9 protein-coding genes are annotated in these 11,565 nt (G+C 71.7%); 6 read left to right on the top strand and 3 right to left on the bottom strand.

The genetic code is table 11. From position 1 onward, the window contains the following. Positions 1–243: 243 nt before the first annotated feature. The 3 genes from BDW27_RS18680 (at position 244) to BDW27_RS18670 (ending at position 4,334) form a co-directional block, all read left to right on the top strand. Complete coding sequence (locus tag BDW27_RS18680; protein WP_017544400.1) at positions 244–1,149, top strand: phosphoribosylaminoimidazolesuccinocarboxamide synthase; 906 nt, start codon at positions 244–246, stop codon at positions 1,147–1,149. Positions 1,150–1,522: 373 nt separating this feature from the next. Further along, positions 1,523–2,818, top strand: coding sequence for a UDP-N-acetylglucosamine 1-carboxyvinyltransferase (gene murA / locus BDW27_RS18675; RefSeq protein ID WP_017544399.1), 1,296 nt, complete (start codon positions 1,523–1,525; stop codon positions 2,816–2,818). 250 nt (positions 2,819–3,068) lie between these two features. Further along, positions 3,069–4,334, top strand: a complete 1,266-nt coding sequence (locus tag BDW27_RS18670; protein WP_110050624.1) for a transcriptional regulator — start codon at positions 3,069–3,071, stop codon at positions 4,332–4,334. Positions 4,335–4,461: 127 nt separating this feature from the next. Here BDW27_RS18670 and hisC read toward each other — a convergent pair whose 3' ends face one another. Next, complete coding sequence (gene hisC, locus BDW27_RS18665) at positions 4,462–5,544, bottom strand: histidinol-phosphate transaminase (protein WP_110050622.1); 1,083 nt, start codon at positions 5,542–5,544, stop codon at positions 4,462–4,464. Positions 5,545–5,652: 108 nt separating this feature from the next. Here hisC and BDW27_RS18660 point away from each other — a divergent pair, with 108 nt between their 5' ends. Further along, positions 5,653–6,372, top strand: coding sequence for a hypothetical protein (locus tag BDW27_RS18660; RefSeq protein WP_233515815.1), 720 nt, complete (start codon positions 5,653–5,655; stop codon positions 6,370–6,372). On the opposite strand, the gene BDW27_RS18655 is transcribed toward BDW27_RS18660, so the two are convergent. Both BDW27_RS18655 and BDW27_RS18650 read right to left on the bottom strand, forming a co-directional pair. Further along, a complete protein-coding gene (locus BDW27_RS18655) occupies positions 6,347–7,336 on the bottom strand; it encodes a MauE/DoxX family redox-associated membrane protein (RefSeq protein ID WP_110050620.1) in 990 nt (329 codons plus the stop codon). The two genes, BDW27_RS18660 and BDW27_RS18655, sit on opposite strands and share 26 nt — an antisense overlap. A gap of 3 nt (positions 7,337–7,339) precedes the next feature. Beyond that, positions 7,340–8,302, bottom strand: a complete 963-nt coding sequence (locus BDW27_RS18650) for a hypothetical protein (protein WP_199560707.1) — start codon at positions 8,300–8,302, stop codon at positions 7,340–7,342. A gap of 458 nt (positions 8,303–8,760) precedes the next feature. Here BDW27_RS18650 and BDW27_RS18645 point away from each other — a divergent pair, with 458 nt between their 5' ends. Then, positions 8,761–9,288, top strand: coding sequence for a SigE family RNA polymerase sigma factor (locus BDW27_RS18645; protein WP_040693639.1), 528 nt, complete (start codon positions 8,761–8,763; stop codon positions 9,286–9,288). A gap of 302 nt (positions 9,289–9,590) precedes the next feature. After that, positions 9,591–11,531: an ABC transporter ATP-binding protein gene (locus BDW27_RS18640; protein WP_110050616.1), complete on the top strand. Its 1,941-nt coding sequence runs from the start codon at positions 9,591–9,593 to the stop codon at positions 11,529–11,531. The last annotated feature ends 34 nt before the right edge of the window (positions 11,532–11,565 follow it).

The following is an 11,565-nucleotide window of genomic DNA, read 5'->3' as shown; positions in this document are numbered from 1 at the left end:
GCGGTCTCGCGCGGCGGGGGCCGGGCAAGCTCCGCGGTCTCGCGCGGCGGGGGCCGGGCGATCTCCCGCAGGCCGTGGAGCGAGACCGCCCCTCCTGTGCGCCGCTGTGCGAGCTCCGCAGTCGCACACCGGGGCCCGCCCGGGGTCGGCTGTCCGGGCTCCATCGGCGCGGCGAGAGGCCGCCTGGTGGTCGCGAGCGCGGAATGATCCAGAGAACACGCCCAAGACCCAGAGAGAAGCGTCATGAGTGGCTTCGTCACCGTTCCCGAGCCCGTCGAGGTTCCGGGGCTCACCCACCTGCACACCGGCAAGGTGCGCGACCTGTACTCGACGGACTCCGGCGCGCTGGTGATGGTGGCCAGCGACCGGGTGTCGGCCTTCGACTGGGTGCTGCCCACGGAGATCCCCGGCAAGGGCCGTCTGCTCACCCAGCTGTCCCTGTGGTGGTTCGAGCGCCTCGGCGACCTCGTGGCCAACCACGTCGTCTCCGACACCCCGCCCGAGGGCGCGCCCGCCGACTGGGCCGGGCGCACGCTCGTCTGTGAGCGGCTGGACATGGTGCCGGTGGAGTGCGTGGCGCGCGGCTACCTGGCCGGGTCCGGACTGGCCGAGTACCGGGTGGACCGCACGGTGTGCGGCGTCCCCCTCCCCGAGGGCCTGGTCGACGGCTCCGAGCTGCCCGAGCCGGTGTTCACCCCGGCCACCAAGGCGGAGGTGGGCGACCACGACGAGAACGTGTCGTTCGAGGTCGTGGCGGCGCGGCACGGGGAGAAGCTCGCCACGGAGCTGCGCGACCTCACCCTGCGCGTGTACGGGCGCGGCCGGGACGTCGCACGGGAGCGCGGCGTGATCCTCGCCGACACCAAGTTCGAGTTCGGCCGTTCCGCGTCCGGGGACCTCGTCCTCGCGGACGAGGTGTTCACCCCGGACTCGTCCCGGTACTGGCCCGCCGACGAATGGAACCCGGGGCACTCCCAGCCGTCCTTCGACAAGCAGATCCTGCGCGACTGGCTGACCTCGCCCGCCTCGGGCTGGGACCGCGCGTCGGACACGCCGCCCCCGGAGCTTCCTGAGAACGTGGTGGAGCGCACTCTGTCCCGCTACGCGGAGATCCATGAGCGTTTGACCGGCACCAAACCCGCTCTCTGACCGACGCGCACCGCGTGATTCCGCGCACGGGGACGACGTTTCGGCTGTGGGAGCGCGTATGGTGGTGAGGTCGTATGCAACACCGAAGTAACGGACAGCCATGCGTACGACCCATGGTCTCTCCCTCCGGCGTAATGCCTCTTTGGCCGTTTGGCGGGACTTCAACCGCGATCAGCGGGTATACCACGTTCTGGGCCGTTTGACGTGATCCGCTTGCTATAGAGTCATCGCGAACCGACCGGCTCACCGGCCGTGCAGGTCACACACAGACGGTCGCAACGTTTCAGGGCGAACCCGCGTCTCAAACGCATACAGGCGAGACCCGACGAGGGTGACCCTTTTTCACATCTGCCTCACGAAGGAGCACATGAGCATGGGCCAGGAGGTTCGTTACCGCGTCCGCGGCGGACGCCCCCTCAGCGGAACGGCGTTCATCCAAGGCGCGAAGAACGCCGTCCTGCCGATGATCGGGGCCGCCCTGCTGGCGTCCAAGGGACGTACCGTGCTGCGGAACGTCCCCGTCATCGAGGACGTCTACCGCGCGATCGAGCTCGCCGAGCACGTGGGTGCCAAGGTGGAGTTCCACGAGTCCGAGCGCACCGTCGTCATTGACGCGTGCGGCCTCAACGACCCCGAGCGTGCCGTCCTGCCCGCCGATATCGCGGCCCGCTTCCGCGGCTCCGTGCTCTTCGTGCCGGCCCTGATGCACCGCACCGGCCGCGCCCGCATCGAGGGCGTCGGCGGTTGCAACCTCGGCAGCCGCAACCTCGACTTCCACTACCGCGGCTTCGCCCGCCTGGGCGCGGAGGTCACCGAGGACCTGGAGCGCAACCACATCAACGTGGAGGCGAGCAAGCTCCGGGGCGGCCGTCTGTACCTGGACACCCCGTCCCACACCGGTACCGAGAACCTCCTCATGGCGGCCGTGCTGGCTCCTGGCACCACCGTGATCGAGCACGCGGCTCTTGAGCCCGAGGTCATCGACGTCATCAACTTCCTGACCGCCATGGGCGCGAAGATCAGCGGTGGCGGCACCGGCCTGATCACCGTCGAGGGCGTCAAGGAGCTCACCGCCGTCGAGCACAGCATCATGGCCGACCGCATCGACGCCGGCGTGTTCGCGATGACCGTCGCCGCCACCGGTGGCGAGGTCAGCCTCGTGGGCGCCCACCTGGACCACCTGGGTGTGGCCCGTTGGAAACTCGAGCAGATGGGGGTCGGCTTCTCCCAGGAGGGCGCCGTCCTGCACGTCCAGCGGGACCCGTCCGTGCCGCTGCGCCCGATCAACGCGGTGACCTCGCCGTTCCCGGGCTTCGCCACGGACCTCCAGTCGCCGCTGATGGCGCTGGCCACCCTGGCCGAGGGCGAGAGCTACATCCACGAGGCCATCTACGACGGCCGCTTCGCCCTGGCCGACGAGCTCAACAAGATGGGCGCCAAGATCGAGGTCGAGGGCACCCGCGCCATCGTGCACGGTTCCACGAACCTGCGCGGCGCCGAGGTGATCGCCCACGATCTGCGCACCGGCGCGGCCCTGGTTCTCGCCGGACTGGTCGCCGAAGGTGAGACAATCGTGGCGCCTGGTTATCTGGTTGACCGCGGTCACGCTCAGTTCGCGACGCGGCTCGCCGCGCTGGGCGGCGACGTGGAGCGCGTCACCGTCTCGTAGGAGCCGTAGGCGCAGTTCAAGCCGGGGTGGGGGGCTTCCTCCCACCCGGGCTTTCGGCGTTGATATGGAAAACGATCTTCTTTGGCCCCGCACAATGGGTACGATCTCGGCAATCATGCCGTGACAGAGATCGGGTCGGGAAACCAGTGGGCGCACATAGTGAAGAGCGTGGAATGGTAGCGGGGAGCAACCCGAGGTGAGTGCGCAGCGTACTGGCGATTTGACGATCGGCGTCATAGGACCTCATGAGGTGGTCGAACGGGTCATGCTCATGGGTCCGGGGTCCACTGGACCCCTGAACGCCAGACTCATCGCCGCCGCCTACCGAGACGAGCAAGAGGCGACGGACAAGGTCGTCAGGCTGGGGTCGGCCATCGACGCCTACCTGTTCGCCAGTCCCGTCCCCTACGAGTTCGCACGGAAGGCGGGCGTGTTGACCATGCCCGCGACGTTCGTGCCGCTCGGCGGGGCGAGCCTGCATGAGGCCCTGCTCCGAGCGACACTGGACGATCGTTACGACCCGACCAGAGCAAGCCTCGACGTGCTCAGCCGCGCCGACGTGGTGGAGGCCTACTCCGAGGTCGACCTGCCCGTGGACGGCATCCACGTGCACGAGGAGCTGACCAACACGGCCCAGCTGACGTCCTTCCACGAGGGGCTGTGGCGGCGCAAGGCCACCAAGATGGCGATCACCTGTGTGCGCGGCGTCGCCGAGCGCCTGGAGGCCATAGGGGTTCCGGTGATCCGGCTGCGGCCCACCAACGCCGGTGTGCGCAGCGCGCTCCAGACCGCAGGTCTGCTGGGCGCGCACCACCGTCTGGAGGAGGCCCAGCTCGGTGTGGTCGTCGTGGACGTGCCCACGCTGCGCGACTCCTCCCGGCGTTCCACCCCGCGCTACTGGCGTGAGGAGCTGCGGCTGTCACTGCACCGGCTGCTGCTCCAGGAGGCCCACCGGATCAGCGCGACGGCGCACCGCCTGGACGACCACTCGTTCATGGTGACCGCCACGCGCGGTTCGCTGGTGACCGCAACCGAGGGGTTCCGGCAGCCCCCGTTCGTGGAGCGCATCAAGGCGGAGCTGGGCATCGCGATCGAGGTGGGCATCGGCATGGGCCGGACCACCCAGGACGCGGAGTCGCACGCCCGCGCGGCCCTCAACCGGGCGCAGGCCTCCCGGCAGAGCTTCGCGGTGGACCGCGAGGGCCGTTCGCTGGTCCCGGCGCAGCGCGCCCCGGCCCGGCAGTCGTCCGAGCCGCTGCGCACCAAGGGCCGCGAGACCCTGGTCCGGCTCTCGGAGAAGATCGCCGAGGAGGACGGGCCGCTGGTGGTGGACGCGGAGAACGCCGGGCGCATGCTCGGGGTCACCTCCCGGACCGCGCGGCGCCTGCTGCGCACCCTGGTGGAGGAGGGCCTGGCCTGGCCCCTGCCGCCCAACCGCACGCTTCAGCCCGGCCGCCCGCGCCAGCTCTACCGCCTCATCGTGGAGAAGCTGGACAAGGACGCGGCGGGCAAGTAGTTCGCACGTACACCCGAACGGGGGCGGCTCCCATGCGTGGGGGCCGCCCCCGTCGGCGTCGGCGGGTTCACACGCCTGTGGCCGTGGCCGCCGGGCGGTGTCGGTGCCGTGTGTCAGCGCCCCTGTGTCAGCGCCGCTTGGCGTAGGCGGTCGCGACGGAGAGGAACACGTCGTTCTCCTCGGGGGTGCCGAGGGTGACCCGGGCCCCCTCTCCGTCGAACGGACGCACGGAGACGCCCGCCTCCGCGCAGGCGGCGGCGAAGTCGAGGGTGTCCTCAGCCAGCCGCAGCCACACGAAGTTGGCCTCGGTGGGGGGCACGGTCCACCCCGAGGCCACGAGGGCGTCACGGACGCGCTCACGCTCCTTCACGGTGGTCTCCACGCGCTCGAGGAGCTCGGCCTCGGCGTCCAGTGAGGCGATCCCGGCCGCTTGGGCGAGGTGGTTGACCGCGAACGGGACGAGGGTCTTGCGCACGGCGTCGGTCACCGGGGGGTGGCCGACGAGGAACCCGAGGCGGACGGCGGCCAGGCCGTAGGCCTTCGAGAAGGTGCGCAGGACCGCGACGTTGGGGCGGTCCCGGTACAGGGTCACGCCGTCGGGGACCTCGGGGTCGCGCACGTACTCGCGGTAGGCCTCGTCGAGGACGACCAGCACGTGGTCGGGGACGCGGTCGAGGAAGTCGACCAGTTCCCGCTCCCGGACGGCGGTGCCGGTCGGGTTGTTGGGGTTGCACACCAGCACCATGCGGGTGTCGTCGGTGATCGCGGCGAGGAGCGCCTCGAGGTCGTGGATCTCGTCCCTGAGGGGCACCCGGACCGAGGTGACGCCGGACAGCTCGGCCAGCAGGGGGTAGGCCTCGAAGGAGCGCCAGGCGTAAACGACCTCGGCGCCCGGTTCCCCGACCGCCTCCAGGAGCTGCTGGAGCATGCCGACGGAGCCGGCGCCGAGCGCGACGTGCTCCTCCGGGACGTCCAGGTGCCCGGCGAGCCTGGTGACGAGCTCGGCGGCGCCCGGGTCCGGGTAGCGGTTGAGGTCGGCGGAGGCCCTGGCGATGGCCTCACGCACGGACGGGAGCGGCCCGAGGGGGCTCTCGTTGGACGACAGCTTGATGGAGCGCCCGTCCGGCCCGACGACCTTGCGGCCGGGCTTGTAGGCGGGGATGGACTCCAGTACCGCCCGCAGATATGGCGATTTCGACTCCGACACCATTGTCCTTCCTCAATACTTTGTGCTAACCCCGCGACACTCTCAGCAATGAGAGGTCCGGGTCGGTCACCGCTCCAAGCGGAAATATCGCACAAACGAGGAGATACCACCATGCGTTTGCGTCATCGTTCTGCCCGTTCCGCAGCGGGCGCGTCCCTGCCCGCCGCAGTCGCGCTGACCTCGGTGATCGTCCTGAGCGCGTGCGCAGGAACGGACGAGGGGCAGAGCGAGGACCCCAACGCCGAGGCCGCCGCCCAGCTGCACGACGCCCAGCCGATCAACGTCGGGGACGTCACCCTGCTACCCGAGAGCAGCGAGGCCGGAACCTACTCCGAGCTTGTCACAGTGCAGTACTCGGAGGAGGTCCGGGCCTCCACCGAACTGGACAAGCCCGAGTGCATGGACGCCGCCAACCGGTGGGGCGACCTGGAGGCCGTGCGCGACGCCCCCACCTCGGTGGCCGCCTACGAGTGGGACAAGGGCAACGTCTCGCACATCCTCGTCCGGCTCGACGAGGGCTCGGCCGCCGAGGCGCTGGCCGTCAAACCCCCGGAGACCTGCGCCGAGTACACCGCCACCTACGAGGACGGCAGCAGCTCCGAGTACGGGGTCACCGACCTCGACGTCCCCCCGGTGGGCGACGAGTCGCGGTCCTTCGCCATCCAGGTCAACGACGACGGGGGCGAGAACCACATGTACACCGTCATGTACCGCAACGGTGACCTGCTGGGCACGACCTCCGTGATGGGCCCCGGTGAGGCCGAGGACTACGAGCAGCTGCTCCTGGACTTCACCGAGGCCGCCATCACACGACAGGGCCAGATGCTCTGACCTCGTCGGGGAGACCGCGCCCGGACTCGCCCGGGAACTCCTTGGCGAGGGTCCCGGGCCTGGCTCCGCCCCGGCCCTGGGCCTCGTCGCGCCTGGCCGCCTCACGCGGCCGGGGCAGCCTGCGCGGCGGCCCCTGGAGGTCGAGCGTGGTCACCGCGCCGAAGGAGGCGATCACGGTGCCGCTCTCCCGGTCCACCAGGACCGCGCGCACGCCGGTCCGGCGCGGGCCGTCGATCCGCACCCCGTACACCACGTCCACGCGGCGTCCGTGGCGCAGGCCGTCGTAGCGCAGGAACCGCCAGCAGCCGTGCCGCCAGGTCTCCTCGGGGTCGTTCTTGAGCATCACCTTGACGTTGGTCCGCCAGACCTCGCTGCCCCGCAGGCGGCGCAGGACGCGGCGCTCGGAGACCTCGCGCACCGCGCAGGGCTCACGAGTGGTGAACCGGTCCGCGGCCTCGCGCAGCTCGGGGCTGAGCAGGGCCAGCACGAGCAGCTGTACGCCGAGGACCACGCCGTGGGTCGCGGTGGGGGCCGAGGCCACCCCCCAGCCGGTGGGCGCCAGCCCGATGGCGGCGGCCGCGCCCACCGCCAGCAGGCCCGCTCGGGTGAGCGTGCGCCAGCCGATCGGCGTCCGGCTCAGGCCGCCGAAGCAGCCGCATCCGGCCTCGGGGTCGCGGCGGCGGGCCACCAGCAGCAGGACCACGGACGCCGCGAACATCAGGGCGGTGAGCACCCGGGCCGCCTCGCCGAGGAGGCCGGTCGCGGTCAGCAGCGCCACCGCCAGGGCCGCCTCCAGCAGGCAGGTGGCGAGCGTGACGGGGCGGCGCAGGCGTTCGGGCAGCAGGACGGACACGCCCGTCCCCGCCGCGCGCGGGCTGGCCTTGGCCGCCGCGCCGAGCAGGAGCAGGGCCGCGAGGAGCGGTAGCTGGACCTCGCGGACCGCTTCGAGAACCTCCGGGAACATCGGTCAGCCCTCCAGGTTGGCGACGGTCATGGTCGCGTTGAAGCAGCCCGCCTCCAGCCGCCCGCCGAGGGCGACGAAGGAGGTCATGGTGAGGGAGGCGAGGCGGCCCGCGCTCTGGCTCCCGCACGCGGGGCAGAGGTCGCACAGCCAGCTGTCGGCGGCGGCGCAGTCCACGACGGGGACGACGGCGGCGTCCTGTGTGCAGTCGTTGCGCAGGTGGAGCGTGGCCCCGGTGGACAGCAGCGGAAGCGGCACGCAGGAAGTGCGACGGTCGCAGGAACCGTCGTGGCCGACCGGGTCGAGCGCCGGGTAGGCGGCCCCCGCGGCCACAGCCCTCGGGTCCAGGTGGCTGGCGCGCCCCCAGGCGGGGTCGTACCAGGTGGCGATCCCGGTGAGGGTCGCGGAGTGCTCCCGTGTGGGAGGACGGCGCGGGGTGGAGTTCAGCGGATAGGGCGGCTGGGTGGTGACCGGCCGCGTCGCCTCGATCTCCGCACCCCGCCAGACGCCGACGGCGTCGAACAGGTGGCCCGTCTCCAGCCTCGGGTGGCGCACCCCGATGCGCCCGGAGGAGCGGTAGGGAAGGATCACGGTCAGACGGGGACGGCCGTGACCGGGGTCGATCCGCAGGGTGTCGCCCTCGCGGTCGGTGATGACCCCGGTGGCCCGGGCGGTACGCGCCCAGACGCGTTCGGCGACCAGGCGGCCGTCATGCGAGCACAGCACCACGACGTCGTCGCCGGGGCGCAGTTCGGTGGGCAGTACCTCGCCGCCGCGCCAGAAGGAGGTGACGCGTTCGTAGAGGAACCGCTCCTCCCCCTCGGGTGTGGCGACGCAGAGCATGTACGACGTGGCGTCGACGACCACGCCGCGCACGACGCGGCGGTGGACCGGTGTGGGCTCGGGTACGGCCTCGGCACCGAGCACGGCGGCGGTGAACCGCCGTCGGTCCCGGCCACTGTCCGTCATCACTGACATGTCCTTCGCGCCCCCTTGTAGACCGACTCGTCCGTCTGTGCCCATTGTCTCCCCCACCTCCCGGAACGGCCGCTCACACGCCGACACGTGTCGGTTCGTGTCGGTGGGGGCGACGCGCCCGGGAGGAGGTGACCGCTTCGCCTGCAGGCAAGGGAGAACTCCCCTCCGCCCACTCACGATTCTCCGTCACTGCACGCAAGCATTTGTACACACTTTGTGTCCGCCAGGCGTTCGGCACGCCCTTGGCAGGCCCTCACTCCGACACGCCCGGCCCCGGAAAGCGCCTCGCCCTCGCCCCTAGCGCACGGGGGTTTGTTCGCTGATCGTGCGATTTGTCGCCACATGGTGTCCAGGTTCCTGGGGATTTGCGTTCGCTGTGTGAGAGTGAGAGTCCAGAGCGGCCCGCGACAGCGGTGCGCACGCTGGCGGCACGCGACGGGGTCGAGGCGGTGACGGACGTGAACGGGACGACACGGACACCCAGGTCCGAGGAGTTCAGCGAATACGTGTCCGAGCGCGGAACGGCGCTGCTCCGCATGGCGCGCTCCCTCACCAACAGCCACGCGGACGCTGAGGACCTGCTCCAAGCGGCGCTGGTCAAGACCTTCCTCGCCTGGGGACGCATCGCCAACCCCCGGGCCCGGGACGGCTACGTGCGCCGGGCCATGGTCAACACCCAGATTTCCGAGTGGCGCCGCAAGCGCCTCGACGTGTACCCCACCGACGAGATCCCCGAGCAGCGGCTGGACGACCCCACCTGGCGCAGCGACCTGGCCGACGTCGTGGGCCGCGCCATCGATCGCCTGCCCGCCCGACAGCGCACCACGGTGGTGCTGCGCTACTACGAGGACCTCACCGAGGCCCAGATCGCCGAGCGCATGGGCGTGACCATCGGCACCGTGAAGAGCACCCTGTCCCGGGCCGTGGAGAAACTGCGCGGCGACGCCGACCTCGTCATCGAGCGCACCACCTCCTGACCTGGCCGCCAGGTTCCGCCGCACCCTCGTGGCGCGCCTCCTTTTGCGGACACCGGTCCGCCAGTCACCGGCGCCCTCCCCCGGGGCTTTGGGCGCGGCCGATTCGTACAGGTATTCGGATCGCGACTTTCCCCCGGAATCCTCCTCGCGGTCCCGCGCCCTCTCTCCCGCTCCGCCGAACGCCCCCTCCCACCGCCTCACGATCCGGTCCGACCGCAACCGCCGGGGCCTCCCCTGGACGTCGTGGTCCCGGGCGATGATCGGCACCGCCCGAACCGCCCCGACCCCCAGGAGGAACCGCCGTGCGCACCACCCACTCCCCTGAGAACCCCGAACCCGAGGGTCTTGACCTGCCAGAACTCTCCCCGCCCCGGTGGCTCAGCCACCACGGCGAGATCGCTGGCGCCTCCTGGTTCCGGATCGCCCGCCGCGTGCCCCTGCTGGTCGGCCAGGCCGCCGCCCTGGCCTGGCGCAGCGGCCCGCGCGACCTCCTCGCCACCGTCCTGTTCACCCTCGGCAGCGGGGCCACCACCGCGTGGGCGCTGGTCGCCACCACCTCCGTGCTCACGGAACTCTTCGCGGAGGTGCCCACCCCGGCGCGTGTGGCCGCCGCGCTCCCCTCCCTGGCCCTGCTCGCCGCGGCGCTGGTCGCCCGGGGCGGCTGCGGGGCCCTGGCCGGTCGTGCCCGGGCCCGGCTCGCCCCCAAGGTGGTCCTGGCCGCCGAACGGAGCCTGCTGCTGGACGCCACCTCCGTGGAGCTGCGGGCCTTCGACGACAGCGACTTCCACGACCACCTGTTCCGGTCCCGCACCCGGGGCTGCGAGGAGGCGGGCCAGCTGGTCCGCCAGACCACGGACCTGCTCACCGGCCTGGCGGGGATCGTCGCCGCCGCCGGGGTTCTGGCCGTCCTGCACCCGGTGCTGGTCCCGCTCCTTCTCCTCGCGATGGTCCCCCAGTGGTGGGGCGCGGCCGCGTCCGCGCGCATGCGGTACCGGATGGTCCTCGCCTTCACCGAGGGGCGGCGCCGCAAGTCCATGCTGGAGCAGCTCATGACGGCGCGGGAGAGCGCCGCCGAGGTGCGTTCGTTCACCATGGAGCGCCGTCTCCTCGACGGTTTCGACCGCGTCGCCCACCGGGAGCTGGACATCCACCTGAGGCTGGCCACCCGCCAGTCCGTGGTCCGGCTCGCCGGGGACACCGCCAGCGGTCTCGTGACGGCGGGGGTGTTCGCGGTGCTCGCGGTGCTGCTGGTCCAGGGAGCGGTGCCGATCGCTGTCGCCGGAGCCGCCGTGGTCGCGGTCCGCGTGGCCCAGGGCGCGCTGAGCAACGCCCTGTACGCGGTGACCGGTGTGTACGAGTCGGGGCTGTACTTCTCCGACTACACGGCCTTCCAGCGCGAGGCCCGCGCCCGGCTCCCGCGTGCCGGACTGGCGCCCGCCCCGGCGGGGTTCGAGCGCATCGAACTGCGGGACCTGACCTTCGGGTACCCCTCCGGAGAGGGCCCGGCGCTGGAGGACGTGAACCTCACCCTCCACCGGGGGCGGACCGTGGCGCTGGTCGGGGAGAACGGTTCGGGCAAGAGCACGCTGGCCAAGCTGCTCTCGGGGCTGTACACGCCCCAACGGGGCAGCGTGTGCTGGGACGGCACCGACCTGTCCGCGGTGGACGGGGTGAGCCTGCGCGAGCGGATCGCGGTGATCGCCCAGGACCACACGCACTGGCCGCTGACCGCGCGCGGCAACACCGTCATGAGCAGCTCCTGGTGTGCCGAGCGCTTCGACAGGGCCACGGCGGCCTCCCGGGCCGACAGCGTCGTCGCGGACTTCCGGAACGGCTGGGACACCCTGCTGGACAAGCGCTTCGCCCACGGGGTGGAGCCCTCCGGCGGTCAGTGGCAGCGCCTCGCCGCCGCACGTTCCTTCTACCGAGGGGACGACGGCAACAACGTGCCCCTGCTCATCGCCGACGAGCCCACCGCCGCCATGGACGCCCGCGCCGAACACGGCTTCTTCGAATCGGTGCACGCCCACGCCCGCCGCACCGGCGCCGCGGTGGTCCTCATCACGCACCGGCTGGCCTCGGTGCGGATGGCCGACCAGATCGTGGTGCTCGAACGCGGCCGTGTGATCGCCCAGGGCACACACGCCCAACTGATGGCCCAGGGCGGACTGTACCGAGAGCTGTGGGAACTCCAGGCCAGCGCCTACGGCACCCCGCCCGTACCGAGGCCCCGCACCCCCTGACCTGAGGCGGGAGGGCCCCGCAGCCCCGGGGCCC

It is taken from the genome of Nocardiopsis sp. L17-MgMaSL7, from assembly GCF_003182025.1.
GTDB classification, from domain to species: domain Bacteria; phylum Actinomycetota; class Actinomycetes; order Streptosporangiales; family Streptosporangiaceae; genus Nocardiopsis; species Nocardiopsis prasina.
This window is presented reverse-complemented; position numbering and strand designations above follow the sequence as displayed.

Excerpts from the sequence above, each read along its gene's own strand:
- hisC (WP_110050622.1), bottom strand. The coding sequence starts at position 5,544 with ATGGTGTCGGAGTCGAAATCGCCATATCTGCGGGCGGTACTGGAGTCC.
- BDW27_RS18650 (WP_199560707.1), bottom strand. The coding sequence starts at position 8,302 with ATGACGGACAGTGGCCGGGACCGACGGCGGTTCACCGCCGCCGTGCTC.
- BDW27_RS18655 (WP_110050620.1), bottom strand. The coding sequence starts at position 7,336 with ATGTTCCCGGAGGTTCTCGAAGCGGTCCGCGAGGTCCAGCTACCGCTC.
- BDW27_RS18660 (WP_233515815.1), top strand. The coding sequence starts at position 5,653 with ATGCGTTTGCGTCATCGTTCTGCCCGTTCCGCAGCGGGCGCGTCCCTG.
- BDW27_RS18680 (WP_017544400.1), top strand. The coding sequence starts at position 244 with ATGAGTGGCTTCGTCACCGTTCCCGAGCCCGTCGAGGTTCCGGGGCTC.
- murA (WP_017544399.1), top strand. The coding sequence starts at position 1,523 with ATGGGCCAGGAGGTTCGTTACCGCGTCCGCGGCGGACGCCCCCTCAGC.